This window comes from Duganella sp. LjRoot269, from assembly GCF_964254095.1.
GTDB lineage: Bacteria > Pseudomonadota > Gammaproteobacteria > Burkholderiales > Burkholderiaceae_D > Rugamonas > Rugamonas hordei.
Window position 1 is genome coordinate 1,700,064 of the sequence record NZ_CAXUSL020000001.1, and the last position, 16,515, is coordinate 1,716,578.

The following is a 16,515-nucleotide window of genomic DNA, read 5'->3' on the forward strand; positions in this document are numbered from 1 at the left end:
CTGGGCCTATGTATCTCGGAAGCCTATATAATCAGATATATAGCATCCAAGGAGTAGATACATGCTTGACGCCATGTCGATGGACCAGCTGCGCACCTTTATCGCCGCCGCTGACGAAGGAAGCTTTTCCGCCGCAGGGCGCAAGCTGCGCCGGGCGCAGTCGGTGGTCAGCACCACGCTGGCGAACCTGGAGCAGCAGGTGGGGTTTGCGTTGTTCGAGCGCACCGGGCGCTATCCACAGCTGACGGAGGCGGGCAGGGCGCTGCTGGAGCAGGCCAGGGAAGCCGCCAACAGCATGGACGCCTTCAAGGCCAAGGCGCGCACGCTGGCCGAAGGGCTGGAACCGGAACTGGCGGTCGCCGTCGACGTGATGTTCCCGATCGAGACGCTGACGGCCGCCGTGCAGGCGTTTCACCAGGCGTTCCCGGCGACGCCGCTGCGGCTGTATGTCGAGGCGCTGGGCGCCGTGGTGCAGCCTCTGCTGGATGGCAACTGCCGGGTGGCGATCATCGGCTCGCTGCCGGAAATTCCTGCCGGCTGCGCCTCCGAATTCCTGCTCAGTGTGGCGGCGGTGGCGGTGGTGGCGCCCGGCCACGCGCTGACGCTGGCGCGGCAACCAATAGCGCAAGCCGAGACCGCGCGGCATGTGCAGCTGGTGCTGACCGACCGCTCGACCCTGACGGCCGGCCGCAACTTCGGCGTGATGTCATCGCAGACATGGCGGCTGGCCGACTTGGGCGCCAAGCACGCCTTCCTGCGCGCCGGCCTGGGCTGGGGCTACATGCCGCTGCATATGGTGGAGGAGGATCTGCGCACCGGCAAGCTGGTGCGCATCGAAGTGCAGATGCACGCCGGACAGGCGCCGGGCTTCTCCATGCATGCGATCCACATGAAGGACCATCCGCCCGGTCCGGCCGGCAGGTGGTTCGTCAACCGGCTCAAGCTGGCTTAACCGTAAGTTAAATTAACGTAAAAAAACGGGTTGTCATTTCGACGCGTGATAATCCGTGTACATTTTGGGTGCTTTGCTCACGTATAGTTGGATATTTCATATCACTCCTCGAAAACATGACCAAGCAAAATGAAAGCAACCACGCCTTTTTTGAAGTCGAGACCCCGACCTCTCTGGCTGTTGCCGATGAAATCAGGGCTTGCCTGGCGACTGCGGGTGCGCATGCCGCGCTGATCCGTCTCGGCGAGGTAACGGACAACAACCTGCTCAGTTTGACGCAATCCCAGCGGCTGCTGGATCTGATCGCCGGCGGATACCGGCTTGAGAGCCTGGCCCAGGAGTTCAAGGCCGAGTGGTGGCAACGCGATGGATGGAGTGGCGTACTGAAGCGCTTCGGGCAAAAGCATCTCGCCTAGCGGTCCGGGATGAGCGCTTTTCGGGACAACACAAGCCGCTTTTGGGTCAGGCAGTCGCCGACCCGCTCACAGACCGCCATTGCTCCGGCAGAATGCAACGCACTAGTTTGCATAACCCACTGGAGCCCTCATGGAATCTGCCCAATCAAGCCGCGCTATTGCGCCGCGCACACCGCTGTCTGTTCAATATTTACCCGTTAGCCTGTTCGGCTCGGTGATGAGCCTGGCCGGCCTCGCACTGGCCTGGCGCCTTGCCAGCAAAGCCTATGGCACCGATGTCGCCGTGTCGAACGCGATCGGCCTTGTGGCGGTGGCGGTGTTCATCGTGCTGGCCGGATCGTATCTGCGCAAGCTGTTCAAGCATCCCGATGTCGTCCGGAAGGAGTTTGCGCATCCGGTCGTCGGCAGCTTCTTCGGCACCATCGGCATCAGCATCCTGTTGCTGTCGAGTGTGCTCAGCAGCTACAGCGATTTTGCCCAGCTGCTGGTGTGGAGCATCGGAACCATGGTCGTGCTGGCGCTGAGCGTGATCATGATTTCGCGTCTGCTCAATGGCAACGCCGATCCCAAGAGCGTGATGCCGGGCTGGCTGATCGCCGGCGTCGGCAGCCTCGATATCGTGGTGACGGGCGGCGCGCTGACGGCGGAATGGACGCATGAAGTCAATTTGCTGGCGGCCGGCATCGGCAGCGTGAGCGCGCTGGTTTTCTTCATCCTGATTTTCTCCAGGCTGGTGCACCACGAGCCGATGGCCGCCGGCATGCGTCCCTCCAAGATGATCCTGGTGGCGCCGTTTTCGGTCGGCTTCCTGGCGTATGTCCATCTGGTGCACAAAGTGGACATGTTCGCGGCGCTGCTGTTCTACTTCGGCCTGTTCCTGTTCTCGATTGTCTTTTATCGCTTGCTCACCAAGCCAGCGCCGTTTTCGCCGTCGTGGTGGGGGATAGGCTTCCCGATGGCCGCGCTGTCCAACGCCGCCCTGGTGTACTCCGGCGCCGTCGGCGGCAGGGGGTTGGCATTGATCGCCATGCTGTTGCTGGCCTTGCTGACGGTGGTCATCGTCATCCTGGCCTTGCGCACGTTGCATGCGCTGGCCAGGGGGCACCTGCTGTCAGCCTAGTGTGGGCGCGGCATCGTTGGCGCGGTGGCGTTCCCGGTACTGCTTGGGCGTGGTGCTCAGCTGGCGCGAGAAAATCATCCGCATCTGCGTCGCGGTGTGAAAGCCGCAGCGGAACGCCACCGTCTTCAGTGGCACATCGGTTTCCTCCAGCAGCTTGCGGGCGAAGTCGATGCGCAGCTGCTCGACAAACACCGACGGCGTCACATGGGCATGCTTGGCGAACGCGCGTGAGAACGTGCGCCGGCTGACGCCCACGGCGTCGGCGATGTCCTCGATGGTCAGCGCATCGCTGATGTGGTCGGTGACATACTTCAAGACCTTGGCGACCAGCGAGTTTTCGTCCGGACCGACCGCCAGGTAAGGGCTGTACTGCGACTGGCCGCCGTCGCGACGGATGTAGACGATCAGTCGCTTGGCCACCTTGACGGCAAGCTCGTGGCCCCAGTCCTCGGCCACCAGCGACAGGCACAGGTCGATGCCGGCGGTGACGCCGCCGCAAGTGAACAGATTGCCGTCGCGGACGAATATCTTGTCGGGCCTGACGGTCGAATCGGGGAACTGCTTTGACAGCCGCTCCGCGTGATCCCAATGAGTGGTGATCTCGCGGCCCGCCAGCAGCCCGGCGTGCGCCAGCAGGAACACGCCGTTGCACACGGCGCCGAACCTGCTGGCGCCTTGCGCGCGCTGGTTCAGCCAGTTCAGGAAGGCTGGGGCGGGGCGATATTCCGGCAGTCTCGGGCCGCCGGCCACCAGCAGCAGGTCGCTCTCGGCGTGAAAATCCGGATACGCGCAGTGGACCTTGAATTCCAATCCGCTTGAACACCTGACGCTGCCCGGACGCTCGCCGACCAGCGTGACCACGTAATGGTCTTTTTTCGGCAGCAGCAGGTTCGCCTCGGCGAAGACGTCCAGCGGGCCGGCCACATCCAGGGCCTGCACGTCGTCAAAAACCACCAGGGTCAGCTTCATTCAGTCATCCAGCTCGGGTAACGGATCATAGGAGGGGCGATTATAGCCTCCTGCCACGCCTTCTTTTGAAAGTATCCGCTGCCGCTCAGAACCACATTCTGTGAAAGACGCGGTCCTTATCCATCCACAGGTGCTTGAGGCTGGCGGCCACATGCAGGACGATCAGGGCCGTCAGGACAAATGCCAGGATTGAATGCAAGGCGAAGAATTGTTCGGCGACGTCATGATCGGGTGTCAGCCAGGCCGGGAACCTGACGCCGAACAGCGCCACGCCGCGCTTGGTGTACGACGCGCCGACGAATCCAATGATGGGCATCGCCAGCATGCAGCCGTAGAGCAGCCACTGCGTCAGGCCCGCCAAAGTCTTTTGCCACGCGGGGACGGTGGCCGGCAAAGGCTGCGGCTTGTGCGTGGATCGCCAGACAACACGTATCAGCACCAGAGCGAACAGCAGCAGGCCGAACGATTTGTGCTGATCGAAGTACCAGCCGCTGCCGGGATCATCCTCGATCGACATCATGTACCAGCCCAGGCACAGCAAACCGACAATCAACAGGGCGCAGAGCCAGTGCAGCCAGATCGCGGGCCGGCGATATTTCCATGGGGCCGGCGAGGTCGGTAGGTCTGGTCACGTCGTCTTCCCCACTAAACAGCCTTAAGCCCGTTAAAACCGGCCATGGCCTGGTCCGCCTGTTCCTTCTGCAACTTGTTTTTGTACATGGACTGATCGGCATGGCGCACCAGCTGTTGTATGTCGGCGCCATGCTCCGGATAGTGGGCAACGCCGATGCTCGCCGTGATGGCCAGGCTGCGGCCGTCGGCCAGCAGCACCGGCGCCGCCAGCGCCTGATGGATCTTTTCCTTGATTTGCAGCGCGTCCCCGGATACCAGCACTTCTTCCAGAATGATGACGAATTCGTCGCCGCCAAGCCGGGCCACGGTGTCGGCTTCGCGCACGCAGCGCTTCAGGCGTTGGGCCACTTCGCGCAGCAGCAGGTCGCCGCAGGCGTGGCCATAGTAGTCGTTGATCTGCTTGAACTTGTTCAGGTCGATGAACAGCAGCGACAACTGGTCCTTGTGGCGCTGCGCCCGCGCCAGGGCCATGACCAGCCGGTCGTGAAACAGGCGGCGGTTGGGCAGCTGGGTCAGTTCGTCGTGTTGCGCCATATGGCGCAGCCTGGTATGCAGCTGCTTGCGGTGGATCGCCGTGGCCACCTGATTGGAGACGAACATCAGCAAGTCCTCGTCCTGGTCGGTATAGCCGGTCCGGCCTTGTTCGCCGCCACTTTGCAGCAGCAGCACGCCGATCAGGTCGTGGCTGGTGGCCAGCGGCGCACCGATCCAGCAGTCGGTCGCCAGGCCGGCCGCCGCTTGCAATGCCGGCGACAGCGACGGCAGCGTGGCCGGCGTCACCAGTACCGGCAAGCCGCTGCGCAACACTTCTTCTCCCAGCAGGTGCGCCAGCGGTTGCGGGGGCACGGCGCCGCTGGCGCTGGCATGATAGGCGAACTGCAAGGACTGGCCGTGTTCCCCGCACAGCGCGACGCCAAACACGGGGGCCGGCAGCAGCGCGCCGATGATCTGGTGGATGCGCTGGAACAGGGCGGGCAGGTCGTCGCTGGCGTGGGCTGCCTCGGAGATCGCATACAGCGCGGCTTGCATGGCTTCGGTCCGCTTGTTGACCGTGATGTCGCGCGCCACGGCGACGCGCAGCTGGTCGGCCTCGGACCAGCGCGCCGACCACATGATGTGGACGATTTGGCCGTCCTTGCGGATGTAGCGGTTTTCAAAGCGGGAATTGGGCTGGCCGTCCATGATGGAGCGCGCCGCGGCAAGCGTGCGCTCCCGGTCGGCCGGCGCCACCAGGTCGATCATCTCCATGCCGATCATTTCCTGCTGGGTGTAACCGAAGATGCGCTCGCCGGCGGCGCTGACAAACACAAAGCGGCCCTGGGCATCAACCATGCAGACTGCATCCATCAGCAAGTCGGCGAAATGCGCGATCGTGGAAGTGAAGGGCTTTTTCATATGGGATGATTCTAGTCCCAATTGTCCAGGACGAGGGGCAATGCGCGTCGTTGTCACGAAATGTTACCAACTTTGGGCGCGGGATGTGCATGCTTGGGCATGCTTGGTCGGGGTGAGAGGATTCGAACCTCCGGCCTCTGCGTCCCGAACGCAGCGCTCTACCGGGCTGAGCCACACCCCGACTGTTGGAGTAATTACAGCAGATTTACGATGATTTTTCAACCGGGTGCGTCCGGGCCCGGTCAGTCGATGGTCCACACATAGTTCAAATTGGTCCACACCGGCTCGGCCTGGACGTCGCTGCTTGCCGGCTTGAACTTGCACAGCGAGAGCGCCTTGCGCGCAGCCTTGTCGAGCTCAGCGGAACCGCTCGATTTCTGCACTTTCGATTCGAGGACCCGGCCATCGCTGGCTACCAGCAGGGCCAGCAGCACCGAGCCGCTCTCGCCGTTGCGGTAGGCATTGATCGGATACGGAGGCGGGGTGCAAGCGCGCGCGTCGGCGAACACTGCGGTGCGCAGCGGATGGCCGGCGCTGGCCGTGTTCGCGCTGGCGGCCACCGGCGCGCTGGCCAGGCTCGCCACCGCGAGGGGCTTGGCGTCGCTGCGCACCGGATCAGCCGCCGCAGGGCTGGCGATCTCCTCACGCACACGGACCGTTTCGGGCGGTGCGGCTGCTTTGGCGGCTTGCACGGGAGGCGGTGGCACCGGCGCGGCACTCTCTCTTGTCGCGTCGGCCGCCTTCGCCGGTGGAGGGGCCGGCACGTCCAGCTTGTGCAGGCCGAACCCCATGCTTTTTAACATCGCGGTCAGGCGCTCATATTCCGTAGCCTTGGTGGCAGCGGCTGGCGCGACGGCTGCCTTGTGCGCGGCGGCTGGCTTTGACCGTTCCTCCTTGACCTTGGTGGAGGCGCTATCCGGCGCTTGAAGTCCGGACGGGGAGCCTGCCTCGGTCAGCGATCCCCGTTCGGCGGTGACGGCATAAACAGCCGCCCGTTCGAGACGCAACGCCGATTGATTTTCCTTCCAGACCATGCTCATGACTATTGCCAGTGCGATGGACAAGCTCCCGACCAGCATGGCGGCAACCCGCATATCGCGGCCCTTCGCGTAGTTGCGCAGATGCTGGAACCAGGCGTCCACGGTGGTCTTGTGCTCGCCATCGGGCATGTCGAAGTGCGACCCACGACCCAGTTGCTGGTCAAGCATCTGCAAGTCATAGAGTTCCCGCTGGTCCGGATCCGACAGCACGCTGTAGGCAGTATTCAAACGTATCATCATCTGCGCGGCATCATGGTTGCCACGGTTTTTATCTGGATGATGCTTTTGCGATAGCGAACGATAAGCCGCGCGGATGACCTCGGCGGGAGCGTCTCGTGTGACGTTGAGACTTTCGTAGTGGTTGTGAAATTTTGTCATCAGATATAGCGAATGTTATGGACCGCGAATGACCCGGAAGGTGAAAACTTGTCAGCGGTACAAGATGCTATATTGAATTCATGACATCAGAACGCATTCCGAACTGTTGTTGGGAAAGAATGACCTAAAAACAACAAAAATGACACTAGTCGGCATTCATTTTTGCTAAAATATCAAGATTCGCCCACCGATTCGGAGAATCCCAGGATATGAAAATACGGCAGAAGGTACTGTACGGCACTGTGGCTGCGGCGTTGGCGACGATGGCAGGCCAGGCGGCCCGGGCGCAAACCAGGCCGCAGTCGGACGAGATCGAGGTGGTCAAGGTCACGGCGCAAAAGCGTAAGGAAGATCCGGCCAAGGTGGCGATGAGCATCTCCGCCGTCACCGGCAACCAGCTGCAGGCCGAGCACGTGAAGGACTTCACCGACCTGACGCGCGTGGTGCCGAACATTTCCTTCACCGCCGCCAGCGGCAACGGCGGCGCCGGGCCGGGCACGGAGAATATCGAGATCCGCGGCATCAGCTCGACGGCGGGCGCGGCCACGGTCGGCATCTACCTGGGCGACGTCTCCATCACGGTCGGCAACGTCTACACCATGGGCACGGTCGAGCCGAAATTCTTCGATATCGACCGCGTCGAAGTGCTGCGCGGCCCGCAGGCGACCCTGTACGGCGCCAGCTCGATGGGCGGCACCATCAAGTTCGTGCCGAACGAGCCGGATTTGAAGGAGCGCGAATTCACCACTTACGGCGAGCTGTCCAACACCAAGGGCGGCAGCCCGAACTATGCGGCCAACATGGTCGCCAACTTTCCGCTGATCCCGGATGAGCTGGCGCTGCGCATCGGCGTGCAGGCGCAGCATACCGGCGGCTATATCAAGCAGGTCGACGGCGACGGCAACGTGCTGGCCAACGACATCAACAAGATCAGCGACCAGGAGGCGCGCATCGCGCTGAAGTGGAAGCCGATCCGCTCGCTGACGATCATGCCGTCGCTGTACTATCAGAAGGTCGATGCGAAAGACATCGCGGCCTTCAACCTGGAGCTGCCGAACTACCAGGCGCAGAAGCAGGTGCGTGAGCCGTCCAAGGACACGCTGCTGACGCCCAGCGTGACCGTCAACTGGGACCTGGGTCCGTTCGACCTGACCTCGGCCACCAGCTACTTCGAGCGCAAGTTCGACCGCACGCAAAACGGCTCGGCCTACAACAGCTATTCGCTGTCGACCTTCCTGACGTCGACCGCCGACGGCGGCAAGGCGCCGCCCGAACTGATCGACGCGATCGCCGGCCTGCCGTCGGCCGTCTACCTGAACAACCAGGTGCGCCAGGTGTCGCAGGAATTCCGCCTGGCCTCGCATCCGTACGACGCGGCGGTGTCGCCGTGGACCTGGCTGGCCGGCACCTACTTCTCCAACCAGCACACCAACATCATCGAGAACGATCCGATCTTCGGCGTGACCGACACCTTCAAGAGCTTCGGCTTCGATATCGCCGATCCGGACCTGCTGCCGGACGCCCGTCCCGGCCAGTTCCCGAACGATAACTCGTTTGCAGGCGCCTTCCATTTCCGCGAAAAGCAGACTTCGATCTTCGGCGAGCTCAATTACTACTTCACGCCGGCGGTGCACGCCACGGTCGGCGCGCGCTACCTGAAGGCCGACACCACGCTGGACCAGCGCAACGGCAACTACCTGGCCGGCGCTGGCAACAACAGCAGCTTCGCCACGTCGTCGAAGGCGTTCACGCCGAAATATGCGCTGACGTGGGAAGTCGATCCGGCCAACACGGTCTACACCAGCGTGGCCAAGGGCTTCCGCCTGGGCGGCAACAACATCTACGTGCCGCCGACCACGTGCAGCCAGGACCTGGAGACGAACGGCCTGACCAAGGGCCCGGACACCTACGCGTCCGACAGCCTGTGGAGCTATGAGGTCGGCAGCAAGTCGCGCTTCCTGAACAACCGTGTGTCGGTGAACGCGGACGTGTTCTACGTGAAGTGGAAGAATATCCAGCAGGGCGTGTATCTGCCGACCTGCGCCTACACCTACAACGCCAACGCGGGCGACGCCACCAGCAAGGGCTTCGAGTTCGACATCAAGGCCAAGCCGCTGCCCGGCCTGACCCTGACCGCGTCGGCCGGCTACGTGAAGGCCGAGCTGTCGAACGACAAGGGTATCGAGAACGGCATCGTCGGCGCGGTGGCCGGGGCGCAGATCCAGGGCGTGCCGAAATATAACGCGGCGTTCAACGCGGTCTACAACTTCGCGGTGTTCGGCGACAAGAGCGCGTTCGTCATGGGCGGCATGCAGTGGGTGGGCGCCAGCAAGGGCTCGTTGAATCCGGAGCAGACCGACTACGAGCGTCCGGCCTACCACACCACGGACTTCAGCACCGGCATGTCGTTCGACCGCTACAACGTCAGCCTGTTCGTCAAGAACGCCTTCGACACGGACACGGTGATCCAGCACCCGCAGGTGGCGTCCATCGTGCAGGGCTACCGCCTGGCGCCGCGCAGCATCGGCGTCAGTCTGGCGGCGAAGTTTTAAGCGATAATGCTGCCTTTGGATACGTTCAAGGGCAGCATCATGGCAATCACCCGCCTTATCACTATTTATCACAACAACGCCTGCGGCACCTCGCGCAAGACGCTGGAGGCGATCCGCGCCAGCGGCGTCGAGCCGGAGATCATCGACTACGTGAAGAATCCGCCGTCGCGCGCCGGGTTGAAGGCGATGATCGCCAAGGCCGGCCTGACCGCGCGCGCGGCGATGCGCGACAAGGGCGACCTGTATGAGGAACTGGGGCTGGCCGATGCGTCGCTGTCCGACGACACGCTGCTGGACGCGATGATCGCCCATCCCATCCTGATCAACCGGCCGTTCGTGGTGACGGACAAGGGCGTGCGCCTGTGCCGTCCGTCCGAACTGGTGCTGGAACTGCTGTAATGTTCAATCCGCGCCCGGTCATACAGCAAGTCTCGCTTGGCGATGGCGGCGTATGCCTGGTCGTCGACGATTTTCTCAGCGAGCCGCACAAGCTGGTGGAGGCCGCCGTGGCCAGGCGCGCCGCGTTTGCCGTCGCGCCGGTCAACTGCTATCCCGGTATCGAGCAGCGGATGACGGCGGATTTCGATGCGCAGCTCGGCGCGTATTTTTCCGAACACCTGCTGGGCGCATTCGGCGGCAGCGAGACCATGGGCATGGCGACGCGCATGTCGATCGTGACCTTGCCGCCGGAGCAGCTGCTGCCGCAGCAGCGCATCTGCCACCGCGACGCCCGCAGCTGCGCGCCGGGCGAGGGCGCCACCGCGTCGGTGCTGTATTTGTTCGGGGATGCGCGCATGGGCGGCACCAGTTTCTACCGGCCGCGCCGTCATCCGGAGGAGATCGACTTCCTGCTGCACCAGGCGCGGGTGATGGAGAACGGCGCGTTCAGCAAGGTGATCGGCGCGGAGCCGGGCTATCTTGGCGGCACCAACGCCTATTTCGAGAAGATCTGCACCGTGCCGGCGGCATGGAACCGCGCGATCTTTTACGACGCCACGATTTTTCACACGGGGCAGATCGATGCGCCGGAGCTGCTCGATGCCGATCCGGCGCGCGGGCGCCTGACGGTCAACGCCTTCATCCGCTACCGGAAGCCCGGGGTCAGATCCGACATTCGGACACGAACTCTGCCGTAGAGGCCGCTACGGCAGAGTTCGTGTCCAAATGTCGGATCTGACCCCGGATTGATTTTAGTGGTTGCGGTTGACCGAGAAGTGGGCCAGCTGCAGCAGCGATTCCTTGTAGATGCTGTCTGGCAGGTCGGCGATCGCTTCGGCGGCGCGCTTGGCGGCCGTCTCGGCCTGCTGGCGCGTGTAGTCGAGCGCGCCGCTGCTGGTGATGGCGGCCAGGATGGTGTCGAAGTGTTGTTCGTCGCCCTGCTCGATGCAGCTGCGCACCAGCTGGCGCTGCTCGGCGCTGCCGTTTTCCATCAGGTAGATCAGCGGCAGCGTCGGCTTGCCTTCGCGCAGGTCGTCGCCGACGTTCTTGCCGATTTCGCTGGCGTCGCCGGCGTAGTCGAGCACGTCGTCGATCAGCTGGAATGCCGTGCCCAGCGAACGGCCGTATTCGCCGGCCGCTTCGATCTGCGTGTCGTTGCAGCCGGAGATCAGCGCGCCCAGCTCGGCCGCCGCTTCAAACAGCTTGGCCGTCTTGGAGCGGATCACCTGCAGGTAGCGCTCCTGGCTGACGTCCGGGTCGTGCATGTTCAGCAACTGCAGCACTTCGCCTTCGGCGATGACGTTGGTGGCGTCCGACAGGATCTGCATCACGCGCATATTGTTCAGGCCGACCATCATCTGGAAGGCGCGCGAGTACAGGAAGTCGCCCACCAGCACCGAGGCGGCGTTGCCGAACAGCGCGTTGGCCGTGGCGCGGCCGCGGCGCAGCGATGATTCGTCGACCACGTCGTCGTGCAGCAAGGTGGCGGTGTGGATGAATTCGACCACGGCCGCCAGCTCGTGATGCGCCGTACCCTTGTACGCATAGGCGTTCGCCACCAGCAGCACCAGGACCGGGCGGATGCGTTTGCCGCCGGCGCTGATGATGTATTCAGCGATCTGATTGACGAGACTGACCTCGGAATGCAGTTTCTGGCGGATCACCGTGTTGACCGCGTCCATGTCGGCGGCGATCGTGTGGGCGATGTTGTTTTGGGTGGCGTTTTGGGTAGCGGCAGACAAGGCGAACCTGTGCGGTAGACTATTGGTGCCGAGATTATACGTCATGCCCTTGCCCGCAGGGGCATCCTCCCCGGTTCCGAGCAACAAGTTTGCCTGAAAAATAACACCCCGGCCTTGCAAGCCGGCCGACATACCACGCCATCGGCCATTTGTGAATAGTTTTTGACGTGAAATCCCATCCCATGTATAATCAGCGGTTCCCCGGTTTCCATGCATGCAGTTCCGCTGGCGCCGAGAGGAAAATTTCTTAACATTTGATGAGGTTTCAAATCATGTACGCGGTCATAAAAACCGGTGGCAAACAATACAAAGTTGTCGCTGGCGAAAAACTTAAAGTAGAACAGATACCGGCAGACATTGGTTCCGAACTCACCATCGATCAGGTCCTCGCCGTTGGCGAAGGCGAAAGCATCAAATTTGGTGCTCCCCTGGTTGAGGGTGCAAAGGTACTGGTTACTGTTGTGGCACACGGTCGTCACGATAAAGTGAAGATTTTCAAGATGCGTCGTCGTAAGCACTACCAGAAGCATCAAGGCCATCGCCAAAATTACACCGAAATCCAAATCGTATCGATCAACGGCTAATTGCCGTTTGCCCGAGAATTAGTATCCAAGGAGTCTTAAATGGCACACAAAAAAGGCGGCGGCACAACGCGAAATGGTCGTGACTCAGAATCAAAACGCCTGGGCGTTAAGGTTTATGGCGGTCAATCGATCAATGCTGGTGGCATCATCATTCGTCAACGCGGCACGCCAGTGCGCGCCGGCGAAGGTGTTGGCATGGGCAAAGACCACACCCTGTTCGCTCTGGTGGACGGCAAGGTCAAGTTCGTAGTCAAGGGCGAAGGTTCGAAGCAATTCGTTACCGTCGTTCCAGCGTAAATAGCGCTACCCGGCTCGTAGTGATGCGGGTCGACTTGGCTCGCACTGCGAGCCAAGTCTGTAAGGCGCAAGCCTTCAATCGAAAGGCTCTGCCCACGGTAGAGCCTTTTTAGTTTTATGGCGGTACATCATGAAGTTTATCGACGAAGCAAAAATTGAAGTGATCGGTGGTGACGGCGGCAATGGTTGCGCCTCGTTTTGCCGTGAAAAATTCCGCCCGTTCGGCGGCCCTGACGGCGGCGACGGCGGCAAGGGTGGCTCGATCTGGGCCGTAGCGGACCGTAACATCAACACCTTGGTCGATTTCCGCTTCTCCAAGGTGCACCGCGGCAAAGACGGCGAACCCGGCCGCGGCGCCGATTGCTACGGCAAGGGTGCTGACGACATTCACCTGCGCATGCCGGTCGGCACCCTGATCATCGACGACGCCTCCGGCGAAATCCTGGCCGACCTGACCGAACACGGCCAGATGGAACTGTTGGCCAAGGGCGGCGAGGGCGGTTGGGGCAACATCCACTTCAAGACCTCGACCAACCGCGCCCCGCGTCAAAAGACCGAAGGCAAGGAAGGCGAACGCCGCGAAATCCGCCTGGAACTGAAGGTGCTGGCCGACGTCGGCCTGCTGGGCATGCCGAACGCCGGCAAGTCGACCTTTATTTCGGCCGTGTCGAACGCGCGCCCTAAAATTGCCGACTACCCGTTCACCACCTTGCACCCGAACCTGGGCGTGGTCCGCGTGTCGCACGAGAAGAGCTTTGTGATCGCCGACATTCCCGGCTTGATCGAAGGCGCTTCCGAAGGCGCCGGTCTGGGCCACCAGTTCCTGCGCCATCTGCAGCGCACCGGCCTGCTGCTGCACATCGTCGACCTGGCGCCGTTCGAGACCAACGTCGATCCGGTCAAGGAAGCCAAGGCGCTGGTCAACGAACTGAAAAAGTACGACGAGGCGCTGGTCGACAAGCCGCGCTGGCTGGTGTTGAACAAGCTGGACATGGTGCCGGAAGAGGAGCGCGTCAAGCGCGTCAAGGACTTCGTCAAGAAGTTCGGCTTCAAGGGCCCGGTGTTCGAGATCTCCGCGCTGAGCCACGACGGCACGCAGGAACTGGTCAACGCCATCCAGAAACACCTGGAAGAGAAGCGCCATAGCGAGCAGCGCGCGGAAGAAACCCAGATGACGGAAGAGGCGCGCGGCATCTCGTCCATCGATCCGGACGATCCGCGCTTCAAAATCCTGGATTAATACTCGACTAATACTCGACGTCTCCCCCGTATCACCGGCATAATCAGTTATCAGCTGATTATGCCTTTCCATTTCGGCACCCGTTCCGCCACCGCGGGGCAGGCGGTCGATAGCGGCAAAGCAGGGCAAACCGCCCGCCAAATCACAGCACTGAGCCCTTTCATCCGCTTGTTTTGAGAATTGTCGTCTCTATGAATTCCGTCATACAAAAAGCCACCCGCATCATCATCAAGGTCGGTTCGTCGCTGGTCACCAACGACGGCCGCGGCCTCGATCACGCCGCCATCGCGCGCTGGGCCGCGCAGATCGCCGGCCTGCGGGCCTTGGGCAAGGAAGTGGTGCTGGTGTCGTCCGGCGCCATCGCCGAGGGCATGCTGCGCCTCGGCTTCGAGCAGCGTCCGACCGACATCCACGAACTGCAGGCCTGCGCCGCCGTCGGCCAGATGGGGTTGGCGCAAATTTACGAGACCAGCTTCCGCGCGCACCAGCTGGGCACCGCGCAGGTGCTGCTGACGCACGCCGACCTGGCCGACCGCGAACGCTACCTGAACGCCCGCTCGACCTTGACCACCTTGCTGCGACTGGGCGTGGTACCGATTATCAATGAGAACGACACCGTCGTCACCGACGAGATCAAGTTCGGCGACAACGACACCCTGGGCGCGCTGGTGGCCAACCTGATCGAGGCCGACGCGCTGATCATCCTGACCGACCAGCAAGGCCTGTACAGCGCCGATCCGCGCAAGGATCCAACGGCGACGCTGATCCAGCAGGGCCGCGCGGGCGACCTGGCGCTGGAGGCGATGGCCGGCGGCGCCGGCAGCAGCCTGGGTCGCGGCGGCATGCTGACCAAGATCCTGGCGGCCAAGCGCGCCGCCAAGTCGGGCGCGCACACGGTGATCGCCTACGGCCGCGAAGACAATGTACTGGAGCGCCTGGCCAGCGGCGAATCCATCGGCACCGAACTGGCGGCGCAGACCGGCCACCTGACGGCGCGCAAGCAGTGGATGGCCGACCACCTGCACACGGCCGGCCGGGTAGTGCTGGACGCGGGCGCGGTGCAGAAGCTGACCAAGGACGGCAAGTCGCTGCTGCCGATCGGCGTGGTGGAAGTCAAGGGGGAATTTGGCCGCGGCGCCGTCATCACCTGCATCGGCGAGAACGGCGAGCCGGTGGCGCGCGGACTGTCGAACTACACCAGCGCCGAGACGCGCCGCATCATGCGCAAGCCCTCAAGCGAGATCGAAGCCATCCTCGGCTTCGTCGAAGGCAAGGAACTGATCCACCGCGACAACCTGGTGCTGGTTTAATCCGGGGCAAATCCGGGGTCAGACCCTAATGCCGTTAAGTTAAGGATTTCCTGAGCCTCCGTTCAGGATAGCGTTGCGGTTTTGCTTTGGTGACCCGATCGAATTTCCGGTCGGGTCGATAGACATTGAGTTCGAGGATCATCCTCTCGCGCATCCGTTTGATCGTTCCTGGTAGATTGCCCAAGGCCCGTTCGGAGGCCGCATGTAGCATCTCGAGCTGAAATATGCCGAGGGCGAAGACAAAGCTAACGTCATTGGGAGCGCATTTTGCCTGGTCGGCCGTGCGCGCCATTTCTAGTCGCACGAGGTTATAGGCGATAAGAATGCCCCAGATTTCCTGCCTGGTTGCTGCGACACTTTGGCTGCGCAGGCATAGGGCCATCCCCATCATGGTTTGCTTGATCTCGCGGTAGCTCGTTTCGATCTGCCAGCGCTCGCTATAACAGTCGCGGACGGTTTTGGCGGAGAAGCGCCGGCGATCCGTCAATGAGGTCAGCAAATAGCACAGTTTGCCCGTCGGATCTTTCGTTGCAATGGCACGCGCTTGCCACTGCTCGGGCATGGAGGGGACGCGCTTGCGTACTTGTGGGGAAACGCGCATTTCGACGATGCCATCCTCACTGTCGCCGCTCACAAGACGCCATTGCGTATTAGCCTTGGCCGGCACGAGGAAGTGCCGCTCCTGGCCTTGCATACGAAGTTTATGCAACAGCTCGGCGGCTAGAAAACCTTTATCGAAGACCGTCAGCGAATGGTCGGGTATATCGTCTAGCAACGGCAAGGCAAAGCTCATCTCGCCTTTGCTATAGGGGCCAAAATCGGCGGCCAAGACCAACTGGGTGCGCAGCGCAGCCAATGTCACCATGCGGGCATGGGGGTAACTGGCCAAAGCTCCCTTGGCGAAGTGTGGCGAATCGAAATGTGCCCGGTTTTCCGCGCTATCGGCTAATTTCAGGGTCGTCCCATCCATGGCGAGCAGTTGGAGGCCGTGGAAGTCGGAACGATGGGCGTCTTGCATCTGCCAATGGCGCGCGGACGTTGAGAATAGCCACGCCAACGGTTCTTCGCCCAGCCGCTGACGTGCTTGCGTTACAGCGCTATCAGTGACGCAAGTGTCCTTCAGATCCGGTAGCGCCAGTTCCAATTCACCCAGCACTTGTCGCACTGAGTGATGTCGGTAGATCGCTAGCGCGATGACCAACCAGACTACCTGCTCCGCCGGCAGACGCCGCTGCCGAATACTCGCCTTGCCGGTGTAGCTCAATGCTCCCATGATCCATTCGACGGGCAACTGCTCCCCAAGCCGGCCCCAGTCCGGAGCTGGCAAGTCACACGTGGTCAAAGGGAGAACGTCGGAAAGCATGGCGCGAAGGTTAACAGCCTTCGCGCATGTTTACAACAACTAACTGGGGCCGGCCTAGTTCCTTAACTTAACGGCATTAGGGTCAG

At 62.1% G+C, this 16,515-nt stretch carries 15 protein-coding genes, 1 tRNA gene and 1 pseudogene; 10 read left to right on the forward strand and 7 right to left on the reverse strand.

Annotated elements, in window-relative coordinates:
- Nucleotides 1–61: 61 nt before the first annotated feature.
- From ACSQ3S_RS07520 to ACSQ3S_RS07530, 3 genes are all read left to right on the forward strand, one after another.
- Nucleotides 62–952, forward strand: coding sequence for a LysR family transcriptional regulator (locus ACSQ3S_RS07520; RefSeq protein ID WP_353400052.1), 891 nt, complete (start codon nt 62–64; stop codon nt 950–952).
- A 116-nt stretch (nt 953–1,068) separates the two neighbouring features.
- Nucleotides 1,069–1,368: a hypothetical protein gene (locus tag ACSQ3S_RS07525; protein WP_176654527.1), complete on the forward strand. Its 300-nt coding sequence runs from the start codon at nt 1,069–1,071 to the stop codon at nt 1,366–1,368.
- Nucleotides 1,369–1,498: 130 nt separating this feature from the next.
- Nucleotides 1,499–2,488, forward strand: coding sequence for an SLAC1 anion channel family protein (locus ACSQ3S_RS07530; protein ID WP_436142008.1), 990 nt, complete (start codon nt 1,499–1,501; stop codon nt 2,486–2,488).
- Here the strand turns inward: ACSQ3S_RS07530 and ACSQ3S_RS07535 are convergent.
- The 5 genes and pseudogenes from ACSQ3S_RS07535 to ACSQ3S_RS07555 all read right to left on the reverse strand — a co-directional run bounded on the left by ACSQ3S_RS07535 (nt 2,480) and on the right by ACSQ3S_RS07555 (nt 6,903).
- Complete coding sequence (locus ACSQ3S_RS07535; RefSeq protein ID WP_353400059.1) at nt 2,480–3,457, reverse strand: GlxA family transcriptional regulator; 978 nt, start codon at nt 3,455–3,457, stop codon at nt 2,480–2,482. The two genes, ACSQ3S_RS07530 and ACSQ3S_RS07535, sit on opposite strands and share 9 nt — an antisense overlap.
- An 85-nt stretch (nt 3,458–3,542) precedes the next feature.
- Nucleotides 3,543–4,040 (reverse strand): annotated as a pseudogene (locus ACSQ3S_RS07540) (cytochrome b); the annotation flags it as partial.
- Nucleotides 4,041–4,102: 62 nt separating this feature from the next.
- Entirely contained in the window at nt 4,103–5,485 is a 1,383-nt protein-coding gene (locus ACSQ3S_RS07545) for a diguanylate cyclase domain-containing protein (RefSeq protein WP_436142009.1), read from the reverse strand.
- Nucleotides 5,486–5,589: 104 nt separating this feature from the next.
- A tRNA-Pro gene (locus ACSQ3S_RS07550) sits at nt 5,590–5,666 on the reverse strand.
- Between the two features lie 61 nt (nt 5,667–5,727).
- Nucleotides 5,728–6,903 (reverse strand): TonB family protein, encoded by a 1,176-nt coding sequence (locus tag ACSQ3S_RS07555; protein ID WP_436142010.1) that lies wholly within the window; start codon nt 6,901–6,903, stop codon nt 5,728–5,730.
- Nucleotides 6,904–7,112: 209 nt separating this feature from the next.
- Between ACSQ3S_RS07555 and ACSQ3S_RS07560 the strand changes: the two genes are divergently transcribed.
- The 3 genes from ACSQ3S_RS07560 to ACSQ3S_RS07570 are packed head-to-tail and all read left to right on the forward strand — an operon-like array spanning nt 7,113 to nt 10,591.
- Entirely contained in the window at nt 7,113–9,455 is a 2,343-nt protein-coding gene (locus ACSQ3S_RS07560; protein WP_436142011.1) for a TonB-dependent receptor, read from the forward strand.
- Nucleotides 9,456–9,494: 39 nt separating this feature from the next.
- Nucleotides 9,495–9,854, forward strand: a complete 360-nt coding sequence (gene arsC, locus ACSQ3S_RS07565; RefSeq protein ID WP_436142012.1) for an arsenate reductase (glutaredoxin) — start codon at nt 9,495–9,497, stop codon at nt 9,852–9,854.
- Nucleotides 9,854–10,591 carry a DUF6445 family protein gene (locus ACSQ3S_RS07570; RefSeq protein WP_436142013.1) on the forward strand — a complete coding sequence of 246 codons (738 nt, stop codon included), beginning with the start codon at nt 9,854–9,856 and terminating at the stop codon, nt 10,589–10,591. The genes arsC and ACSQ3S_RS07570 overlap by 1 nt, the downstream gene beginning before the upstream one ends.
- Before the next feature lie 54 nt (nt 10,592–10,645).
- Here ACSQ3S_RS07570 and ispB read toward each other — a convergent pair whose 3' ends face one another.
- Nucleotides 10,646–11,635 (reverse strand): octaprenyl diphosphate synthase, encoded by a 990-nt coding sequence (gene ispB / locus ACSQ3S_RS07575; protein WP_436142014.1) that lies wholly within the window; start codon nt 11,633–11,635, stop codon nt 10,646–10,648.
- Between the two features lie 272 nt (nt 11,636–11,907).
- Between ispB and rplU the strand changes: the two genes are divergently transcribed.
- The 4 genes from rplU to proB all read left to right on the forward strand — a co-directional run bounded on the left by rplU (nt 11,908) and on the right by proB (nt 15,066).
- On the forward strand, nt 11,908–12,219 hold the full coding sequence (rplU, locus tag ACSQ3S_RS07580) for a 50S ribosomal protein L21 (RefSeq protein WP_008445658.1): 312 nt from the start codon (nt 11,908–11,910) through the stop codon (nt 12,217–12,219).
- A gap of 39 nt (nt 12,220–12,258) precedes the next feature.
- Complete coding sequence (gene rpmA, locus ACSQ3S_RS07585; RefSeq protein ID WP_008445659.1) at nt 12,259–12,516, forward strand: 50S ribosomal protein L27; 258 nt, start codon at nt 12,259–12,261, stop codon at nt 12,514–12,516.
- A gap of 130 nt (nt 12,517–12,646) precedes the next feature.
- Nucleotides 12,647–13,756: a GTPase ObgE gene (obgE, locus tag ACSQ3S_RS07590; RefSeq protein ID WP_436142015.1), complete on the forward strand. Its 1,110-nt coding sequence runs from the start codon at nt 12,647–12,649 to the stop codon at nt 13,754–13,756.
- Between the two features lie 191 nt (nt 13,757–13,947).
- Entirely contained in the window at nt 13,948–15,066 is a 1,119-nt protein-coding gene (gene proB, locus ACSQ3S_RS07595; RefSeq protein WP_436142016.1) for a glutamate 5-kinase, read from the forward strand.
- Nucleotides 15,067–15,100: 34 nt separating this feature from the next.
- On the opposite strand, the gene ACSQ3S_RS07600 is transcribed toward proB, so the two are convergent.
- Nucleotides 15,101–16,429, reverse strand: a complete 1,329-nt coding sequence (locus ACSQ3S_RS07600) for an IS4 family transposase (RefSeq protein ID WP_176656081.1) — start codon at nt 16,427–16,429, stop codon at nt 15,101–15,103.
- Nucleotides 16,430–16,515 lie beyond the last annotated feature (86 nt).